We start from the raw sequence: 18,210 nt of genomic DNA, 5'->3' as shown, positions 1-18,210 counted from the left end.
GACGTCCTGTCAGAGGGGCACGATGTCCGGCGCCCCCAGCCTGGCCGCGTCCGCCGTCAGGTCGTCCGGCTGTCGCTGCGACTCGCGCTCCGCCTCCACCCGCTTCTCGTAATGCTCCACCTCCTTCTCGATCTGGCGCTCGTCCCAGTCGAGGACCGGTGCCATCAGTTCCGCGCACTCCCGGGCGCTGAGTGTGCCCCGGTCGAAGGTCTCGATGGAGATCCTGGTCCGCCGGGTGAGGACGTCGTCGAGGTGGCGCGCACCCTCGTGCGAGGCCGCGTAGACGATCTCGGCGCGCAGGTAGTCGTCGGCCGCCGTGAGCGGCCGGCCGAGGTCGGGGTCCGCCGCGACGAGGTCGAGGATCTCCTCCGTCAGGGAGCCGTAGCGGTTGAGGAGATGCTCGACTCTGACGACGTGCAGCCCGGTCCTGGCGGCGATCCCGGCCCGCGCGTTCCACAGGGCGCGGTAGCCCTCGGCGCCGATGAGCGGGGTGTCCTCGGTGACGCAGGGGGCGACGCGCTGGCCGAGGCCGTGCACCGCCTCGTCGACGGCGTCCTTCGCCATGACGCGGTACGTCGTGTACTTGCCGCCGGCGACGACCACGAGGCCCGGGACCGGGTGGGCGACCGTGTGCTCCCGGGAGAGCTTGCTGGTGGCGTCCGACTCACCGGCCAGGAGGGGGCGCAGGCCGGCGTAGACGCCCTGGACGTCGTCCCGGGTGAGCGGGGTGGCGAGCACGGTGTTCACATGCTCGAGGAGGTAGTCGATGTCGGCACTGGAGGCGGCGGGGTGCGCCTTGTCGAGGTCCCAGTCGGTGTCGGTGGTGCCGACGATCCAGTGGCGTCCCCAGGGGATGACGAAGAGCACGGACTTCTCGGTGCGCAGGATGAGTCCGGTGGTCGAGTGGATGCGGTCCTTGGGGACGACGAGGTGGATGCCCTTGGAGGCGCGGACGTGGAACTGGCCGCGCTCCCCGATGAGGGCCTGCGTGTCGTCCGTCCACACCCCGGTGGCGTTGACGATCTGCTTGGCCCGGATCTCGTACTCCGCGCCGGCCTCGACGTCCCGGACGCGGGCGCCGACGACCCGCTCGCCCTCGCGCAGGAAGCCGGTGACGCGGGCCCGGCTGGCGGCCCGGGCGCCGTAGGAGGCGGCGGTGCGGACGAGGGTGGTGACGAAGCGGGCGTCGTCCATCTGGGCGTCGTAGTACTGCAGGGCGCCGACCAGGGCGTCCTTCTTGAGGCAGGGGGCGACCCGCAGGGCGCCCTGCCGGGAGAGGTGCCGGTGGACGGGGAGTCCCCGGCCGTGCCCGGAGGAGAGGGACATCGCGTCGTACAGCGCGACTCCCGAACCGGCGTAGAACCGCTCCCAGCCCTTGTGCTGGAGGGGGTACAGGAAGGGGACCGGTTTCACCAGGTGGGGTGCGAGCCGTTCCAGGAGGAGTCCGCGCTCCTTGAGCGCCTCCCGGACGAGAGCGAAGTCCAGCATCTCCAGATAGCGCAGGCCGCCGTGGATGAGCTTGCTGGACCGGCTGGAGGTGCCCGAGGCCCAGTCGCGGGCCTCCACGATGCCGGTGGAGAGCCCTCTCGTGGCGGCGTCGAGGGCGGTTCCGGCGCCGACCACCCCGGCGCCGACGACCAGCACGTCCAGCTCTCGCTCGGCCATGGCCGCGAGCGCCTCCGCGCGCTCGGCGGGTCCCAGTGTCGCTGTCCTCACGCTGCTGCCTCCCGTCGTCCCCCGTCTGTCCCGCACAGACACGCGCCGTACGCATACGGCGCACGCACACGAGCCGCGAACCGGGCCCCGTGTGGTCCGGCTCACAGATCGATTCTGTCCCGGCCCGGCGACTTCAGCCACCGCCTCGCCACCGACCTGTGGATAACACTCGGCGCCCTTCGGCTTCCCAATGCCGCATATCGGTCATATTTACGCCTAGTCTGACATTGCGCTCGACCCGTTCTGTCCACCGGGCTTGCGCCTCGCGTCCCCTCCGGCTACTGGGAAGGACGGCCCACCCCCATGCCCGCTGATCTCGCCGTCATCGGCCTCGGTCACCACGGACTGCCCCTGGCCCAAGCCGCCACCGCCGCCGGCATCGACACCATCGGCTACGACACCGACCCACGCCCCGTCGCCGAACTCGCCGCCGGCCGCTCCCCCGTCGACGGCTCCCTCACCGCCCCCGAGATCCGCCGGATGCTCTCGGGAAGCTTCCGGCCCACCACCGACCCCGCCGAGCTCGGCCGGGTCCGCACCGCCGTCCTCTGCGCCCCGACCTCCCTCGGCCCCGACCGCACCCTCGACCTCACCGCCGTCACCGACGCCGCCCGCGCGCTCGCCGCCCGGCTCCGCCCCCACACCACCGTCCTGCTCGAATCACCCGTTCCCCCGGGCACCACCGAGGGCCCCCTCCGCGACCTCCTCGAAACGGGCTCGGGCCTCCGCGCCGGACGCGACTTCCACCTCGCGTACTCGCCGAGCCGCCTCGACCCCGGCAGCCGCACCCACGGCTATGCCGGCACCCCCAAGGTCATCGGCGGCCTCACCCCGGCCTGCACCGAGTCCGCGGCCGCCTTCTACGGCCGGCTCACCGACAAGGTGGTACGCGCGCGTGGCCCCCGCGAGGCGGAGACGGTCAAACTCCTGGAGACCAACTTCCGACACGTCAACATCGCCCTCGTCAACGAGATGGCGGTCCTCTGCCACGAACTCGGCGTCGACCTGTGGGACGTCATCCGCTGCGCCGAGACCAAGCCCTACGGCTTCCAGGCCTTCCGCCCCGGCCCCGGCGTCGGCGGCCACGGCCTCCCCGTCGACACGATCGGCCCCCACCGCCCGCTCCGCCTCGTCGAACTCGCCGGCCAGGTCAACGAGCGCATGCCGCAGTACGTCGTCCAGCGCGCCGCCACCCTCCTCAACGAGCACGGCAAGTCGGCCCGCGCCGCCCGGATCCTGCTCCTCGGCATCACGTACAAGCCCGACCTCCCCGACCGGCAGGGCTCCCCCGCCGACGAGATCGCCCGCCGCCTGATGGACCTGGGCGCGGCCGTCAGCTACCACGACCCCCACGTCCCCGACTGGCGCGTCCGCGACCTCCCCGTCCCCCGCGCGGACTCCCTCTACGAGGCCGCGGCCCAGGCCGACCTGACGGTCCTTCTCCAGCACCACCGCACGTACGACCTCCAGGGCCTCGCGGTCAAGGCCCAGCTCCTCCTGGACACCCGGGGCGCCACCCCGACGGGCACCGCGCACCGGCTGTGAGGGAGGACCGCCGAAATGCCTATGCCGCTGTCATGGGCGACTGCTAGCCTCCGGGACCACCGCGCGCACCGTCCCGCGCGCGCACCGTCCCGGGGGCCGTACGTGTTTCTCTTCATCCTCCTGCTGCTCGTGTTCTTCCTGACGACGGCGACCACCGGCCTCTGCCTCGCACTGAACGTCAAGAACTGGGCCGTCCGGCTGGAGCGATGGCACCTGAGCAACCTGGAACTGCGTGCACACGCCAGGGGGGACCTGGGACCGCCCGACCGGACCGCCACGGCCACCGGCTTTCGCGTGGCCGGCGGGCTGGTGTCCCTGGTCGGGTTCGGAATCATCCTCGCGCCGCTGATCGCGGCCATCGCCGGCTGACGCGCGTTCACGTCCGGCCGTTCTCCACACTTCACCGTTTCCCTGGGGGGATCCACACCATGAGCCAGCCCGTTCCGCCGCCCGGCAACCCGTTCGCCGACGGCGCCGCGCCCCAGCCGTACCCGATGGCCCCGCCGCCGGCCCCCGCCCGCGACAACCTGGCCCTCGGCCTGGTGGCCGCCCTGGTCGCGGCGATCGTCGCCGCGGTCGCCTACGGCGGCATCGCCGGGGGCATCGAGCGCGAGATCGGCTGGGCCGCCGTGGGCGTCGGCTTCCTCGTCGGCTTCGCGGCCGGCAAGACCGGTGGCGGCAACCCGGTACTGCCCGTGGCGGGCGCCGTGCTCTCGCTCGGCTCGGTCTACCTCGGCCAGCTGATCACCCTCGCGATCCTGGGCGGCAAGGAGCTGAACGTCTCCGCCACCGAGCTCTTCTTCGAGCACTTCGACGTCCTCCAGGCCGCCTGGAAGGAAGAGCTCGACCCGGTGACCTTCCTGTTCTTCGCCCTCGCCGCCTTCGCCGCGTTCTCGGGCGCCAAGAAGGCCACCCGGTAACCCACGGGCGTACGGAGAGGGGCCCCGCACCACCCGGTGTGGGGCCCCTCTCCATACCTACGGGACGGCCGTCAGCGCTTGTGCTGCGCGTCCGCGACCGTGACCTCGACGCGCTGGAACTCCTTGAGCTCGCTGTAGCCCGTGGTGGCCATCGCACGGCGCAGCGCGCCGAAGAAGTTCATCGAGCCGTCCGGGATGTGCGACGGGCCCGCGAGGATCTCCTCGGTGGTGCCGACGATGCCCAGGTCGACCAGCTTGCCGCGCGGCACGTCCTCGTGGACGGCCTCCATGCCCCAGTGGTGGCCCTTGCCGGGCGCGTCCGTGGCACGGGCCAGCGGGGAGCCGATCATCACGGCGTCGGCGCCACAGGCGATCGCCTTCGGCAGGTCGCCGGACCAGCCCACGCCGCCGTCGGCGATGACGTGCACGTACCGGCCGCCGGACTCGTCCATGTAGTCGCGGCGGGCCGCGGCCACGTCGGCGACCGCGGTCGCCATCGGGACCTGGATGCCGAGGACGTTGCGGGTGGTGTGCGCGGCGCCGCCGCCGAAGCCGACCAGGACACCGGCCGCGCCGGTGCGCATCAGGTGCAGGGCCGCGGTGTACGTGGCGCAGCCGCCGACGATGACCGGGACGTCGAGCTCGTAGATGAACTGCTTCAGGTTCAGCGGCTCGGCCGCGCCCGAGACGTGCTCGGCGGAGACCGTCGTGCCGCGGATGACGAAGATGTCCACGCCGGCGTCGACGACGGCCTTGGAGAACTGCGCGGTCCGCTGCGGGGAGAGCGCGGCGGCGGTGACGACACCGGAGTCGCGCACCTCCTTGATGCGCTGCCCGATCAGCTCTTCCTTGATCGGGGCGGCGTAGATCTCCTGCAGACGGCGGGTCGCGGTCGCCTCGTCCATCTCGGCGATCTCGTCGAGGAGCGGCTGCGGGTCCTCGTACCGGGTCCAGAGACCCTCCAGGTTCAGGACGCCCAGGCCGCCCAGCTCGCCGATCCGGATGGCGGTCTGCGGCGAGACGACCGAGTCCATCGGGGCGGCCAGGAACGGCAGCTCGAAGCGGTAGGCGTCGATCTGCCAGGCGATCGAGACCTCCTTCGGGTCCCGGGTGCGCCGGCTCGGGACGACGGCGATGTCGTCGAACGCGTACGCCCTGCGGCCGCGCTTGCCGCGCCCGATCTCGATCTCAGTCACGATGTGTGGCCTTTCCCTCTACGTCTGCGCCTACCAGTATCCCCGACACACGCGCGGGGGGCGGCTCCGGCCACATGCCGGAACCGCCCCCACGCGTCGCGCTGTGTTACTTCCTGCTGTAGTTCGGCGCCTCGACCGTCATCTGGATGTCGTGCGGGTGGCTCTCCTTGAGGCCCGCGGACGTGATCCGGACGAAGCGGCCCTTGGACTCCATCTCCTCGATGGTGGCCGCGCCCACGTAGCCCATCGTCTGGCGCAGACCGCCGACGAGCTGGTGCAGGACGTTGGCCAGGGGACCGCGGTAGGGCACCTGGCCCTCGATGCCCTCGGGCACGAGCTTGTCGTCCGAGGCCACCTCGGCCTGGAAGTAGCGGTCCTTGGAGTACGAGCGACCCTGGCCGCGGGACTGCATCGCGCCGAGCGAGCCCATGCCGCGGTACGACTTGAACTGCTTGCCGTTGATGAACTGCAGCTCGCCCGGGGACTCCTCGCACCCGGCGAGGAGGCTGCCCAGCATGACCGTGTCGGCGCCGGCGGCGAGGGCCTTGCCGATGTCGCCGGAGTACTGCAGGCCGCCGTCGCCGATGACCGGGACGCCGACCGCGCGGGCGGCGAGCGCCGCCTCGTAGATGGCGGTGACCTGCGGGACACCGATGCCGGCGACGACACGCGTGGTGCAGATGGAGCCGGGGCCGACGCCGACCTTGACGCCGTCGACACCGGCGTCGATCAGGGCCTGCGCGCCGTCACGCGTCGCGACGTTGCCGCCGATGACGTCGACGTCGACGCTGGACTTGATCTTCGCCATCCAGTTCAGGGCGTTGCTGTTGTGACCGTGGGACGTGTCGACGATCAGGAAGTCCACACCTGCCGCGGCCAGGCCCTGCGCGCGCTCCAGCGCCTCGGGGCTGGCACCGACGGCCGCGCCGACGAGCAGGCGGCCTTCCTTGTCCTTCGCGGCGTGCGGGTACTTCTCGGCCTTGACGAAGTCCTTGACCGTGATGAGGCCCTTGAGGATGCCCGCCTCGTCGACCAGCGGCAGCTTCTCGATCTTGTGGCGGCGGAGCAGCTCCATGGCGTCCACGCCGGAGATGCCGACCTTGCCGGTGACCAGCGGCATCGGGGTCATGACCTCGCGCACCTGGCGGCTGCGGTCCGACTCGAAGGCCATGTCGCGGTTGGTGACGATGCCGAGGAGCTTGCCGGCCTGGTCGGTGACCGGGACGCCGCTGATGCGGAACTTGGCACACAGCGCGTCGGCCTCGGCCAGCGTCGCGTCCGGGTGCACGGTGATCGGGTCGGTCACCATGCCGGACTCGGAGCGCTTCACGAGGTCGACCTGGTTGACCTGGTCCTCGATCGACAGGTTGCGGTGCAGCACGCCCACGCCACCCTGCCGCGCCATGGCGATGGCCATGCGGGACTCGGTGACCTTGTCCATCGCCGCCGAGAGCAGCGGGATGTTCACGCGGACGTTGCGGGAGATGCGGGACGAGGTGTCGACCGCGTTCGGGAGGACCTCGGACGCGCCCGGCAGCAGCAGCACGTCGTCGTAGGTCAGCCCGAGTGTCGCGAATTTCTCGGGCACTCCGTCGACGTTGGCAGTCATGACACCTTCCCAAATGGCCTTGATCGGTGCGGGATGTCCATGCTAACGGGCTTGAGCGGTGTCTCATTCCACGATCAAGATCAGCGGCAAGCTTTGGACGTTCGCACGTGGACGAAAGGGATGACGCGGCCCGGCAAGGCTTACTGCTCGGCCAGGGCGCGGAGCCTGCTGAGGGCGCGGTGCTGCGCGACCCGGACGGCGCCCGGGGACATGCCGAGCATCTGGCCGGTCTCCTCGGCGGTCAGTCCGACCGCGACTCGCAGCACGAGCAGCTCGCGCTGGTTCTCCGGGAGGTTGGCGAGGAGCTTCTTGGCCCACTCGGCGTCGTCGCTGAGCAGGGCACGCTCCTCGGGGCCGAGCGAGTCGTCGGGCCGCTCGGGCATCTCGTCGGAGGGCACGGCCGTGGATCCGGGGTGCCGCATGGCGGCGCGCTGGAGGTCGGCGACCTTGTGTCCGGCGATGGCGAAGACGAAGGCCTCGAAGGGCCTGCCCGTGTCCTTGTAGCGCGGAAGCGCCATCAGGACGGCGACGCAGACCTCCTGGGCGAGGTCCTCGACGAAGTGCCGGGCGTCACCTGGCAGCCGGTTGAGGCGGGTGCGGCAGTACCGCAGGGCGAGCGGGTGGACGCGCGCGAGCAGATCGTGCGTGGCCTGCGCGTCGCCGTCGACCGCGCGGTGCACGAGCGCGCCGATCTCCCCCTGCCCGGCAGGCATGGGGGTACCCACGGTCTCGTCGTCGCGCATCGCTCCATGGTGCCCCGACGCCTCTCGGTTCGCGGCACCGTGTCCGTAGTTGTGCACCGAAGCGTTATGAGCAGGTGCGCCGGCACTCATCTCCCGCGCCCTCCCCTCCCGCTCGATCGACTCGTCCCCGAGGAACTCCACATCTCAAGGATGCGGCATCGCGCGGAGAAGTGACACAAGCCCACCCCGTCCAGCCCACGACGGACGCGGGCGAGGACGGGGAGACGGCAGGTGACCTGCGATTCAGCGGACCAGGCCCCAGCGGAATCCGAGGGCGACCGCGTGCGCCCGGTCGGAGGCACCGAGCTTCTTGAAGAGGCGCCGTGCGTGGGTCTTGACCGTGTCCTCCGAGAGGAAGAGCTCGCGCCCGATCTCCGCGTTGGACCGGCCGTGGCTCATGCCCTCGAGGACCTGGATCTCGCGCGCGGTGAGGGTGGGCGCGGCGCCCATCTCGGCCGAACGGAGGCGCCGGGGGGCGAGCCGCCAGGTCGGGTCGGCGAGCGCCTGCGTGACCGTGGCCCGCAGCTCGGCGCGCGAGGCGTCCTTGTGCAGGTAGCCGCGGGCACCCGCGGCGACGGCGAGCGCGACGCCGTCGAGGTCCTCGGCGACCGTGAGCATGATGATGCGGGCGCCCGGGTCCGCGGAGAGCAGCCGGCGGACGGTCTCCACGCCGCCCAGACCGGGCATGCGCACGTCCATCAGAATCAGGTCCGAGCGGTCCGCGCCCCAGCGGCGGAGGACTTCCTCGCCGTTGGCCGCGGTGGTCACGCGCTCGACGCCGGGCACGGTCGCGACCGCGCGGCGGAGCGCCTCTCGGGCAAGCGGGGAGTCGTCGCAGACGAGGACGGATGTCATGCGTGACCTCCGCGGCTCTCGCAGCTGTTGCGCGTCACCTTGAGCCTCCAGGGCTGTACGTATCGTCACCTGTGCGGTCGACACCCTCGGACACTTGCCCGAGCGCTTGTTCCTTCAACCGCCTCCGCACTCTCAACGACGGTCACTCGAAAGAGTTACGGGTCGGACGGCACCTTCGGCACTCTACGTGAGGGGTCGTGCGCGGAGGAGAGTGTCGCGGGTCGTTCGTCCCAACATCGAAAGCTATGCCCCATTTAGCGGGATTTCTTCCCTTTTCGCAGTGTCTGTGGCTAGATTCGCAATGAGTCATATTTACATCTACTTAGACAGTAGGTGTATCGCCTGGACCTGTCGGGGAGACGAGGAGCCCCGGCCCTCAGCCATCCACCCGCCCACTATCCGTTCGACACGGTTGCAAGGGGACAAGCGCAATGGCAGATTTCTCCCGCCTTCCCGGACCCAACGCCGATCTGTGGGACTGGCAACTCCTCGCGGCCTGCCGCGGGGTCGACAGCTCCCTGTTCTTCCACCCCGAGGGAGAGCGCGGCGCGGCACGGAGTGCGCGTGAGAACTCGGCGAAAGAGGTCTGCATGCGGTGCCCGGTGCGCGCGGAGTGCGCGGCACACGCACTCGCCGTGCGGGAGCCCTACGGCGTATGGGGCGGCCTCACCGAGGACGAACGCGAAGAACTCATGGGTCGCGCGCGCAACCGCCTGATCACGACGGCACCGGCGGCCCCGTCGGCCACGCCCATCGTGGAGCGCATGTGAAGGAACGTTTCCTCAACCCCCACGCGAACTGACACCGGCACACCCGGACCGACCCACGCGCACGCGTGCGTCATGTGCGGCGCTACGCGCGCGTGGCGGCGCGCATCAGCTCGTCGAGCGTGGCGGCGACGGCCGGGACCTGCGCGAGGTCCGGCAGCGTCAGGGCCACGATCTCCCGCTCCACGGCCGGCTCCACGGCCACGGTCCGCGCGCCCTTGGGCCGTACGGACTCGATGGCCAGCTCCGGCAGGACGGCCACGCCCAGACCGGCGCCGACCAGGCCCACCACCGCCGGGTAGTCGTCGGTGGCGAAGTCGATGCGCGGCGTGAAGCCCGCGTCCTCGCAGACGTCCACGAGCTGGCGGCGGCAGCGCGGGCAGCCCGCGATCCAGGACTCTTCGGCGAGTTCCGCGATGCCGACCGCCCCTGCCCCGGCGAGCCGGTGCCCTTCGGGCACCAGGCCGACCAGCCGGTCGGCGAGGAGGGGGCGGACCACCAGGTCGTCCCACTCGGCCTGCCCGGCCCCGTACCGGAACGCGAGGGCGATGTCGCAGTCGCCCTCGCGGAGCATCTCGATCGAGCGCGGCGGCTCGGCCTCCACGAGCGAGACCCGGGTGCCGGGGTGCGCGGCGCGCAGCGCGGCGAGCGCGGTGGGTACGAGCGTGGAGCTGCCGCTCGGGAAGGACACCAGGCGCACGCGGCCCGCCCGGAGTCCGGCGATGGCGGCGACCTCCTCCTCGGCGGCGGTGAGCCCGGCGAGGATGCCGGAGGCGTGGCGCACCAGGACCTCGCCGGCCTCGGTGAGGCGCATCTCGCGTCCGGTACGGATCAGCAGCGGCGTGCCGGCGGAGGCTTCGAGCGCCTTCATCTGCTGGCTGACGGCGGGCTGGGTGCAGCCGAGCTCGCGCGCGGCGGCCGAGAAGGAGCCCGTGGCGGCGACGGCGCGCAGGACGCGGAGGTGGCGGGCCTCGATCATGCGTCCAGCATAAGCGACTCTTGGGTGAAGCTGTCCGTTCTCGCCCGCGGCTTTGAGATCGCCGCCCGTACAGTGCCCGCATGACCTTGCTGAGCGTGAATGTGGGCCCCGCCAGGCCCGTGGAGTACACCGACGCCGCCTCGGGAATGACGGGCATCGACAAGCGTCCCGTGGAGAGCGCCGTACGGATCGAGGCGCCGGGGGCGCCCGGTGTCGGGGGGAGCGGCGTCGCCGGGGACGCGGTCTGCGACCTGCGCTTCCACGGTGGTGACGACCGGGCGGCGTACGCCTTCGCCCGGGAGGACATGGACCTGTGGGAGCGGGAGCTCGGCCGCGAACTGGCCAACGGCTCCTTCGGCGAGAACCTCACCACCCGGGGCCTCGACGTGAACGGGGCCCTGATCGGCGAGCGGTGGCGGATCGGCGAGGAGGTGGTCCTGGAGGTGACCGGCGGCCGCATCCCCTGCCGTACGTTCCAGGGCTTCATCGAGGAGAAGGGCTGGGTGAAGCGGTTCACGCAGTCGGAGGCCGGTCCGGGGGCGCTGCTGCGGGTGATCGTGCCGGGCGAGGTGCGGGCCGGCGACCCGATCACGGTGGTGCACCGGCCGGACCACGACATCACCGTGGCGCTCCTGCACCGCGCCGCGACCGTCGAACGCGCCCTGTTGCCCGGCACGTTGGCCGCGGCGGAGTGGATGGAGTCCGGACTCCTCGCGCTCGCCCGCCAGTACACGGAGAAGTACGCCAAGGCGTAGGCGGGGAACGGGGCACTAGGTTTCCCGTATGACGACTGCACTGATTACGGGCGCCACCGCGGGCATCGGCGCCGCCTTCGCACGGAGACTGGCGGCGGACGGCCATGACGTCGTGCTCGTGGCCAGGGACGTGAAGCGGCTCCGGGAGCAGGCGACCGAGCTGCACGACCGGCACGGCGTCGAGGCGGAGGTGCTCGCGGCGGACCTCTCCGAGGAGGACGGGATCGCCGCCGTCGAGGCCCGGCTCTCGGACCCGAGGCGGCCGGTGGACCTGCTGGTGAACAACGCCGGCTTCGGCAACAAGGGCCGCTTCCTCGACGTGTCCATGGCCGACGAGCTGAAGATGCTGACGGTGCACTGCGAGGCGGTGCTGCGGCTGACCTCGGCGGCCGCCGCCTCGATGAAGCGGCGGGGGCGGGGCGGCGTGGTGAACGTCGCCTCGGTGGCGGCCTTCGTGCCCCGGGGCACGTACGGGGCGTCCAAGGCGTGGGTCGTGCAGTTCACCCAGGGCGCGGCGCGGGACCTCGCGGGCAGCGGGGTGCGGCTGATGGCGCTCTGCCCCGGCTTCGTACGGACCGAGTTCCACGAGCGGGCCGGGATGGGCACGGAGAACATCCCGGGCTGGATGTGGCTCGACGCGGACAAGCTGGTGGCGGCGGCGCTCTCGGACCTGGCGCGGGGGAGGACCCTGTCGATCCCGGACCCCCGCTACAAGGCCCTGATGGGTGTGGTGAAGCTGGCGCCGCGCGCCCTGCTCGGCGGGGTCTCCTCGAAGGCCGGCCGCAAGTACGGGCCGCAGTAGCCCCGTCGGGGCTTCCGTTCGGACCGCTTCCTTCGTACGCCCTATGGCGCCGCGGTCGTCCCGCTCACCGCGCCGAGGTCCAGCCGGGCGGTGGGGCCGTTCCGCCAGGTCACGGTGAGGGTGTGGGGGCCGGTGACCCGGACGTGGCCGAGCTCAGACACGGGGGCCGGGCCGGGCTCGGCGGTGAGGGAGGCGAGGGCGACGAAGAGCGAGGCGGGGCCCCGCGTGGCGCCGTGCAGGGCGAGGGTGCGGCTGTCGGGGCCCTGAAGGGTTTCCCCGGTGGGGAGTTCCGTGGTCCCGGGCCCGTAGCCGTGGACCGGGTGGAGCTGGGCGTGCGGGCCGTCGGGGGTGACGGCCCAGCCGGTCTGCCGTACGGGGGTCCCCTCGGGGGCTCCGAGGACGAGGTGGGCGCGGAGCTCGGCGCGGCCGTGGACGAGGGTCGCGGAGAGGACCCGGACGCCGGGCTGCGGTCGGTGGAGGGAGGCGGCCCGGTCGGGGCCGGTGCCGGCCGGGACGGCGGGGCCCCGCGGGGTGGGCTCGCCGTCGACGAGCAGCGCGAAGTGGTTGTCGGCCGCCGCGCTCCCCGTACTGGGTCCCGTACGGGTGGAGTAGGCGTGGCGGGCGTAGCCGGGGTCGTCCGACCCGCCCGCCGTGCTGCCCACGTGGTTGCTGCCGTGGTTGTGGAGGCGTACGAGCCCGTCGGCGGCGGTGGTCTGGACGAGCAGCCCGGCGGGGGTGACGGGGATGACCGTGTCGGCGCGTTCGGCGGGCAGGGGTTCCTCGGAGTCGGTCCAGGCGGGGTGACCGGCGGGCAGGAGGAGGCCGAGGAAGCCCTTGGACGCCCAGTAGGGGGAGCCGGGTCCCGAGTACTCCTGGACGAGCGGCGGGTACGGGCCGTGCCAGCCGAGGCCGAGGAGCCCGCGCTCGTCGGTGGCGCCGCGGTCGAGGAAGTACCGCAGGCTGCCGGAGGCGAGGCGGCGGGTGGCGCCGGGGGTCAGCGGCGTGTGGCCGGTGAGGGTGCCGAGCCAGGGGGCGGCGGCCGCGGCGAAGCGGTAGATCAGGGAGCGCCCGTACGGGACGGGGGCGCCGTTCGCGTCGAAGAGGTGGACGTACGCGTCGAGGTGGGCGCGGAGCCGGGGACCGTACCGGGCGAGGAGGTCCTCGTCGCCGGCGAGGTGGGCGTGGAGGACGGGGTAGAAGTGCAGCGCCCAGGCGTTGTAGTGGTCGAAGGCGCGGTTGTCGCCGTCGCTGTACCAGCCGTCGCCGAGGTACCAGTCCTCGATCCGGGCGAGGGAGCGGTCGATCGTGGCGGCGGCGCGGTCGGTCTCGATCCCGGCGTCCTGGAGGAATCCGGCGACGGTGAGGCCGAAGAGCCACCAGTTGTTGTCGACGGGGGACGGTCCGAGGGCGGGGAGGAGCCAGTCGGCGACCTGTCGTCGGGTCCGCTCGTCGAGGCGGTCCCAGAGCCAGGGGCGGGTGAGGCGGAGCCCGAGGGCGATCGAGGCCGATTCGACGACCGCCTGGCGGGTGTCGGCCATCAGGGGCCAGGAGTCGGGGTCGTCGAGCCGTCCCGGTCGGGCGGTCCCGGCGGTGAGCCCTTCGGCGTACCGGTCGAGGTGGCCGCCCGGGTCCTCACCGTGGGCGCCCGCGACGCGCAGGGCGGCGAGGAGGAAGGTGCGGGCCCAGCCCTCCAGGCCGTCGGAGCGGGGGCCGGACCAGCTGGGGCGGGGGCCGGGGAGGTCGATGAGGCCGAGCCCCGGCGAGGCGAACGGGCGTACGGCGACGAGGAGACGGTCGGCCGCGTCCTCCCAGTGGGCACGGGTCCAGCCGGTGTACGGGCTGAGCTCACGGTTCTCGGGTGGCGTGGGCATGATGCTCCCTGGGGCTCCCTGCGAGGGCGTCTGCCTCGCCGGGAATCCTCAACAGACGCCGATCGAACGTCAAGAGGATCAGAGCGAATGATCGAAACTGGCATCGTTCGATCATTCCTGGGTTAGGGTCGGGAACCCACCACCACCGCGAGGGGGAACTGCGCCGTGCGCGAGAGTGCTGCCGAACGACACGACCGACTGCTGGCCCTGGTGCGCGAGCGCGGCACCGCCCGCGTCTCCGAACTGGCCGAACGCCTCGGGGTCTCCCCCGTCACCGCCCGCCGGGACGTCGAGTTCCTGGCCGGCCGGGGCCTGCTCGACCGGGTGCACGGCCAGGTCTCCTGGCCCCGGCGGCAGGGCGCGCCCGGCGGCGGGCGCTCCGGCGAGGGCCTGGTCCTCGGCCTGCTCGCCCCCTCGGCCACGTACTACTTCGCCGAGGTCATCCGGGGGGCGCACGAGGCGGCGGCCCGCGCCGGGGCGCGGCTCGTGCTGCGGATCTCCGACTACCGGCCGGAGGAGGACCGCGCCCGCACCGAGGGGCTGCTCGCGGCGGGCGCGGAGGGCGTCCTCGTCGCGCCCGGCTGGCGGGGGCCGGAGGACCGGCTCGCCTACGGGGACTGGCTGGCCGAACTGCCCGTACCGGCCGTCCTCCTGGAGCGCCGCGCCGAGCCCGGCAGCCCGCTCGACGGCCTGGACCGGGTCTCCTCCGACCACGCGCACGGCGTGCTGCTCGCCCTGCGCCATCTGCTCGCGCTCGGCCACGCGACGCCTCTGCTCGTGGCCCGCGGGGACTCGCCGACCGCGCTCGCGGTGCGCGCGGGCTACGCCGAGGCGCTGGGCACGCTGGGCCTGGAGCAGCCGCGCCCGGTCATCGACTCCGTCCCGGCGGAGGCCGATCCGGAGGGCTTCGAGCGGGCGGTACGGGCGCTGCACGAGGCCGTCGGCTCGGGCCTGGCGAGCGCGGCCCTGGTCCACAACGACGTGGACGCGATCGAGATCGTGCAGCGCCTGGCCGAGCTGGGCGTACGGGTGCCGCAGGACCTGGCCCTGATCGCGTACGACGACGAGGTCGCCGCCCTGGCGGACACCCCGCTGACGGCGGTCGCCCCGCCGAAGCGGCAGGTGGGGCGGCACGCCACGGAGCTCCTGGTGGAGCGGCTCACGGAGGCCCCCGACGAGGACACGGCGCGGCGGCATCTGAGTCTGCTGCCGTGGCTGCGGGTGCGGGACTCGTGCGGCGCACGCGCGAGCGGGGGGCCCGCCTCTTCGATCTGATCTTTTTTCGATCAATCAATCTTTCGCTCTTGACTTCGGTCATGAACGGTCACAGGATCACGGCCACAACCTCCAGCCGCCCCGCCCTCAGGAGCCGTGCCGTGACCCGTACTTGGAGCAGAACGTCCCGTGTCATAGCCGGCACCGCCACCGCCCTGGCCGTCCTCACGGCCTGCGGCGGCGGCGGTGACGACACCGCAAGCAAGCCCAAGGGGCCCGTGACCATCACCTTCTGGGGCTGGGCCAAGGGCTCCAAGGACGTCGTGGACGCCTTCAACGCCTCCCACACCGACATCCAGGTGAAGTTCGAGGAGATCCCCTCCGGCACCGCCGGCGGCTACGCCAAGATCTCCAACGCCGTGAAGGCGGGCAACGCCCCCGACCTGGTCTCCATCGAGTACTCCTCGCTCCCGGAGTTCGTGAGCTCAGGCGCCCTCCAGGACATCGGCGACCAGTTCACCGAGGCCGACCGCGCCAAGCTCCTCCCGCAGTCCGTCGAACTCACCACCCTCGGCGGGAAGTCCTGGGCCGTCCCCTTCGACGCCGCCCCGCAGGCCTTCTTCTACCGCAAGGACCTCTTCGCGAAGTACAAGGTGAAGGTCCCCGCCACCTGGGACGAGTTCAAGAAGGCCGCCGAGCAGGTCAGGAAGGCCGACGCCAAGGCCCGGATCGCCACCTTCTTCCCCGACGACCCGACCACCTTCGAGGCCATGGCCTGGCAGGCCGGCGCCCAGTGGTTCAAGGCCGAGAACGACACCTGGAAGGTGAACACCACCGACCCGGCCACCACCAGGGTCACCGCCTACTGGCAGGGCCTCCTCGACGCCGATCTCGTCCACAAGGACGCCTCCTTCAGCCCCGAGTGGGTCGGCTCCCTCAAGAACGGCACCACCGTCGGCTACCTCGGCGCCTCCTGGGGCGCGGGCGTCCTCAAGGGCAACGTGCCCGAGATGAGCGGCAAGTGGGCCGTCGCACCCATCCCCACCTGGGACGGCAAGCCCGCCAGCGGCATGCTCGGCGGCACCTCCTTCGCCGTCACCAAGGACAGCGGGCAGAAGGCCGCGGCCGTCACCTTCGCCGAGTGGATGTCCACCACCGAGGAAGGCGTGAAGGCCCGGATCGCCTCCGGCACCTCCTCCGCCTTCCCCGCCGCCGCTGCCCTGCGCCCGGTCGCCAAGAAGGCCTTCGACGCCGGCTACTACGGCGGCCAGGACATCTACGCCCTCTTCGAGGCGGCCGGCGCATCCATCAACCCGAACTGGGCCTGGGGCCCGACCACCGGCACCACCAACACCGCGATCAAGGACCAGTTCGGCAAGATCGCCCGGGGCGGCCCGGCCATCGCCGACGCCGTCAAGGCAGGCCACGACGCCACCGTCGCCGAACTCACCAAGCGCGGTCTGAAGGTCGAGGGCTGACCCGATGAAGGCCCGCACCCGCGCTGCCACACTCCTGCTGACGCCCTTCTTCGTCCTGTTCACCGCGGTGATGGTGGTGCCGATCGGATACGCGGTCTGGCTCAGCCTCTTCACCGAGAAGCAGTCCGGACTGGGCTTCGGCGGCACCGAGACCGTCTTCACCGGCCTCGACAACTACACCGCGGCGCTGGGTGACCGGGCCTTCCGCGAGGGCTTCGGCGTCCTGCTCGGGTACTGCCTGCTCTACATCCCGCTGCTGCTCACCGGGGCCCTCGGCCTCGCCCTCCTGCTCGACTCGGCGCTCGCCCGCGCCCGCCGCTTCTTCCAGCTCGCGCTCTTCCTGCCGCACGCCGTTCCCGGCATCATCGCCGCCCTGATCTGGGTCTACCTCTACACGCCCCAGCTCAGCCCGGTCGTGCAGGCCATGGAGGCCGGAGGCGTCGGCTTCGACTTCTTCTCCCCCGAGGGCACCCTGCCGTCCGTCGTCAACATCGCCCTGTGGGAGTGGCTCGGCTACAACATGGTCATCTTCTACGCCGCCCTCCAGGCCATCGACCGCTCCGTCCTCGAAGCGGCCACCGTCGACGGCGCGGGCGCCTGGCGCATCGCCTTCGCGATCAAGGTCCCGCTGGTCAAGGCCTCCCTCGCGATGGTCGGTCTCTTCACGGTCATCGGCTCCCTCCAGCTCTTCACCGAGCCGCTCATCCTCAACAAGGGCACCGGCTCCGCCGTCACCTCCACCTGGACGCCGAACATGTACGCCTACACCGCGGCCTTCGACCGCAACGACTACGGGCTCGCCGCCGCGGCCTCCGTCCTCCTCGCCCTGACGGCGGCGCTGCTCTCCTTCGCGGTGACGCGACTGACCGGCCGGAAGGGGAAGCGCGCGTGAGCAAGCCCCGTACCCCCACCGTCTGGCTCTCCAAGGCAGCCGTCAACGGCGCCCTCGTCCTCGCCGTCGTCTACATGCTGTTCCCGCTGGTCTGGCTGCTCACCGCCGCCACCAAGGACGCCGGGGGCCTCCTCGCCGGAAACGCCTTCTCCTTCGAGGGCTTCGACCTCGGCGGCAACCTCTCCCGGCTCGCCGAGTACAACGACGGCGTCTACTTCCACTGGTACGCCAACAGCCTCCTCTACGCGGGCCTCGGCGCCCTCGCCTGCTCCCTGATCAGCGTCGCCGCCGGGTACGCCTTCCACGTCTACGACTTCCGGGGCAAGGAGAAGCTCTTCGGCCTCGTCCTCCTGGGCGTGCTCGTCCCCACCACCGCGCTCGCCCTGCCGATGTACCTCCTCGCCAGCGAGGTCGGCATCGTCAACACCTACTGGGCGGTCCTGATCCCCGTCCTGGTCAACCCCTTCGGGGTCTACCTCTCCCGGGTGTTCTGCGCCGGCTACATCCCCGACGAGGCTCTCGAGGCCGCCCGTATCGACGGCGCCGGGGAGCTGCGCACCTTCTGGTCCATCGGCCTGCGCATGGTCATGCCCGGCTTCGTGACCGTCTTCCTCTTCCAGTTCACCGCCGTCTGGAACAACTTCTTCCTCCCCCTGGTGATGCTCTCGGACCAGAAGCTCTATCCGCTGAGCCTCGGCCTGTACGCGTGGAACAGCAACGCCCACGCCGAACCCGGCTACTACCCCCTCGTCGTCACCGGGTCCCTGCTCGCCGTCGTCCCCCTCGTCGTCGCCTTCGTCTCCCTCCAGCGCCACTGGAAGGCCGGTCTGACGGCCGGCAGCGTCAAATGAGGAGCACAGGTACAAC

The 18,210-nt window shown here is 71.8% G+C and carries 17 protein-coding genes; 10 read left to right on the top strand and 7 right to left on the bottom strand.

Going from position 1 to position 18,210, the window contains the following annotated elements; translation table 11 throughout:
* Positions 1-9: 9 nt before the first annotated feature.
* Complete coding sequence (locus tag ACZ51I_RS24145) at positions 10-1,716, bottom strand: glycerol-3-phosphate dehydrogenase/oxidase (protein WP_468879324.1); 1,707 nt, start codon at positions 1,714-1,716, stop codon at positions 10-12.
* A 303-nt stretch (positions 1,717-2,019) separates the two neighbouring features.
* On the opposite strand from ACZ51I_RS24145, the gene ACZ51I_RS24140 reads away from it, so the two are divergent.
* The 3 genes from ACZ51I_RS24140 to ACZ51I_RS24130 all read left to right on the top strand — a co-directional run bounded on the left by ACZ51I_RS24140 (position 2,020) and on the right by ACZ51I_RS24130 (position 4,181).
* Positions 2,020-3,261, top strand: coding sequence for a nucleotide sugar dehydrogenase (locus ACZ51I_RS24140; RefSeq protein ID WP_468879321.1), 1,242 nt, complete (start codon positions 2,020-2,022; stop codon positions 3,259-3,261).
* A gap of 102 nt (positions 3,262-3,363) precedes the next feature.
* The gene (locus ACZ51I_RS24135) at positions 3,364-3,630 is read left to right on the top strand and encodes a hypothetical protein (RefSeq protein ID WP_468879318.1); all 267 of its coding nucleotides are present in this window, start codon (positions 3,364-3,366) and stop codon (positions 3,628-3,630) included.
* Positions 3,631-3,689: 59 nt separating this feature from the next.
* Positions 3,690-4,181, top strand: a complete 492-nt coding sequence (locus ACZ51I_RS24130) for a hypothetical protein (RefSeq protein WP_468879315.1) — start codon at positions 3,690-3,692, stop codon at positions 4,179-4,181.
* Between the two features lie 71 nt (positions 4,182-4,252).
* On the opposite strand, the gene ACZ51I_RS24125 is transcribed toward ACZ51I_RS24130, so the two are convergent.
* From ACZ51I_RS24125 to ACZ51I_RS24110, 4 genes are all read right to left on the bottom strand, one after another.
* Entirely contained in the window at positions 4,253-5,377 is a 1,125-nt protein-coding gene (locus ACZ51I_RS24125) for a GuaB3 family IMP dehydrogenase-related protein (protein ID WP_467386311.1), read from the bottom strand.
* 106 nt (positions 5,378-5,483) lie between these two features.
* The gene (gene guaB / locus ACZ51I_RS24120; RefSeq protein ID WP_468879313.1) at positions 5,484-6,986 is read right to left on the bottom strand and encodes an IMP dehydrogenase; all 1,503 of its coding nucleotides are present in this window, start codon (positions 6,984-6,986) and stop codon (positions 5,484-5,486) included.
* Positions 6,987-7,126: 140 nt separating this feature from the next.
* Complete coding sequence (locus ACZ51I_RS24115) at positions 7,127-7,729, bottom strand: sigma-70 family RNA polymerase sigma factor (RefSeq protein ID WP_308433031.1); 603 nt, start codon at positions 7,727-7,729, stop codon at positions 7,127-7,129.
* Positions 7,730-7,972: 243 nt separating this feature from the next.
* Entirely contained in the window at positions 7,973-8,584 is a 612-nt protein-coding gene (locus ACZ51I_RS24110) for a response regulator transcription factor (RefSeq protein WP_003948568.1), read from the bottom strand.
* 431 nt (positions 8,585-9,015) lie between these two features.
* Between ACZ51I_RS24110 and ACZ51I_RS24105 the strand changes: the two genes are divergently transcribed.
* The gene (locus ACZ51I_RS24105) at positions 9,016-9,354 is read left to right on the top strand and encodes a WhiB family transcriptional regulator (protein ID WP_468879310.1); all 339 of its coding nucleotides are present in this window, start codon (positions 9,016-9,018) and stop codon (positions 9,352-9,354) included.
* An 82-nt stretch (positions 9,355-9,436) separates the two neighbouring features.
* Here the strand turns inward: ACZ51I_RS24105 and ACZ51I_RS24100 are convergent, their stop codons facing one another.
* Positions 9,437-10,330, bottom strand: a complete 894-nt coding sequence (locus tag ACZ51I_RS24100; RefSeq protein WP_468879308.1) for a LysR family transcriptional regulator — start codon at positions 10,328-10,330, stop codon at positions 9,437-9,439.
* Positions 10,331-10,410: 80 nt separating this feature from the next.
* Between ACZ51I_RS24100 and ACZ51I_RS24095 the strand changes: the two genes are divergently transcribed.
* Both ACZ51I_RS24095 and ACZ51I_RS24090 read left to right on the top strand, forming a co-directional pair.
* Positions 10,411-11,085 (top strand): MOSC domain-containing protein, encoded by a 675-nt coding sequence (locus ACZ51I_RS24095; RefSeq protein ID WP_468879305.1) that lies wholly within the window; start codon positions 10,411-10,413, stop codon positions 11,083-11,085.
* Between the two features lie 28 nt (positions 11,086-11,113).
* Complete coding sequence (locus ACZ51I_RS24090; RefSeq protein WP_468879302.1) at positions 11,114-11,887, top strand: SDR family NAD(P)-dependent oxidoreductase; 774 nt, start codon at positions 11,114-11,116, stop codon at positions 11,885-11,887.
* Positions 11,888-11,928: 41 nt separating this feature from the next.
* Here the strand turns inward: ACZ51I_RS24090 and ACZ51I_RS24085 are convergent, their stop codons facing one another.
* Positions 11,929-13,758: a DUF2264 domain-containing protein gene (locus tag ACZ51I_RS24085; RefSeq protein WP_468879300.1), complete on the bottom strand. Its 1,830-nt coding sequence runs from the start codon at positions 13,756-13,758 to the stop codon at positions 11,929-11,931.
* Positions 13,759-13,923: 165 nt separating this feature from the next.
* Between ACZ51I_RS24085 and ACZ51I_RS24080 the strand changes: the two genes are divergently transcribed.
* From ACZ51I_RS24080 to ACZ51I_RS24065, 4 genes are all read left to right on the top strand, one after another.
* Positions 13,924-15,033 carry a substrate-binding domain-containing protein gene (locus tag ACZ51I_RS24080; RefSeq protein ID WP_468879298.1) on the top strand — a complete coding sequence of 370 codons (1,110 nt, stop codon included), beginning with the start codon at positions 13,924-13,926 and terminating at the stop codon, positions 15,031-15,033.
* Between the two features lie 101 nt (positions 15,034-15,134).
* On the top strand, positions 15,135-16,451 hold the full coding sequence (locus tag ACZ51I_RS24075) for an ABC transporter substrate-binding protein (protein WP_468879295.1): 1,317 nt from the start codon (positions 15,135-15,137) through the stop codon (positions 16,449-16,451).
* A 4-nt stretch (positions 16,452-16,455) separates the two neighbouring features.
* Positions 16,456-17,343 (top strand): carbohydrate ABC transporter permease, encoded by an 888-nt coding sequence (locus ACZ51I_RS24070; protein WP_468879292.1) that lies wholly within the window; start codon positions 16,456-16,458, stop codon positions 17,341-17,343.
* Positions 17,340-18,194, top strand: a complete 855-nt coding sequence (locus ACZ51I_RS24065) for a carbohydrate ABC transporter permease (RefSeq protein WP_468879289.1) — start codon at positions 17,340-17,342, stop codon at positions 18,192-18,194. Before ACZ51I_RS24070 ends, ACZ51I_RS24065 begins: the two co-directional genes overlap by 4 nt.
* Positions 18,195-18,210 lie beyond the last annotated feature (16 nt).

The organism is Streptomyces sp. NPDC034084 (genome assembly GCF_055575535.1).
This window is presented reverse-complemented; position numbering and strand designations above follow the sequence as displayed.

What these genes read in the sequence shown, in the direction of transcription:
- ACZ51I_RS24070 (WP_468879292.1), top strand. Translation starts at nt 16,456, where the DNA reads ATGAAGGCCCGCACCCGCGCTGCCACACTCCTGCTGACGCCCTTCTTC.
- ACZ51I_RS24140 (WP_468879321.1), top strand. Translation starts at nt 2,020, where the DNA reads ATGCCCGCTGATCTCGCCGTCATCGGCCTCGGTCACCACGGACTGCCC.
- ACZ51I_RS24115 (WP_308433031.1), bottom strand. Translation starts at nt 7,729, where the DNA reads ATGCGCGACGACGAGACCGTGGGTACCCCCATGCCTGCCGGGCAGGGG.
- ACZ51I_RS24130 (WP_468879315.1), top strand. Translation starts at nt 3,690, where the DNA reads ATGAGCCAGCCCGTTCCGCCGCCCGGCAACCCGTTCGCCGACGGCGCC.
- ACZ51I_RS24100 (WP_468879308.1), bottom strand. Translation starts at nt 10,330, where the DNA reads ATGATCGAGGCCCGCCACCTCCGCGTCCTGCGCGCCGTCGCCGCCACG.
- ACZ51I_RS24090 (WP_468879302.1), top strand. Translation starts at nt 11,114, where the DNA reads ATGACGACTGCACTGATTACGGGCGCCACCGCGGGCATCGGCGCCGCC.
- ACZ51I_RS24110 (WP_003948568.1), bottom strand. Translation starts at nt 8,584, where the DNA reads ATGACATCCGTCCTCGTCTGCGACGACTCCCCGCTTGCCCGAGAGGCG.
- ACZ51I_RS24105 (WP_468879310.1), top strand. Translation starts at nt 9,016, where the DNA reads ATGGCAGATTTCTCCCGCCTTCCCGGACCCAACGCCGATCTGTGGGAC.
- ACZ51I_RS24095 (WP_468879305.1), top strand. Translation starts at nt 10,411, where the DNA reads ATGACCTTGCTGAGCGTGAATGTGGGCCCCGCCAGGCCCGTGGAGTAC.
- ACZ51I_RS24085 (WP_468879300.1), bottom strand. Translation starts at nt 13,758, where the DNA reads ATGCCCACGCCACCCGAGAACCGTGAGCTCAGCCCGTACACCGGCTGG.
- guaB (WP_468879313.1), bottom strand. Translation starts at nt 6,986, where the DNA reads ATGACTGCCAACGTCGACGGAGTGCCCGAGAAATTCGCGACACTCGGG.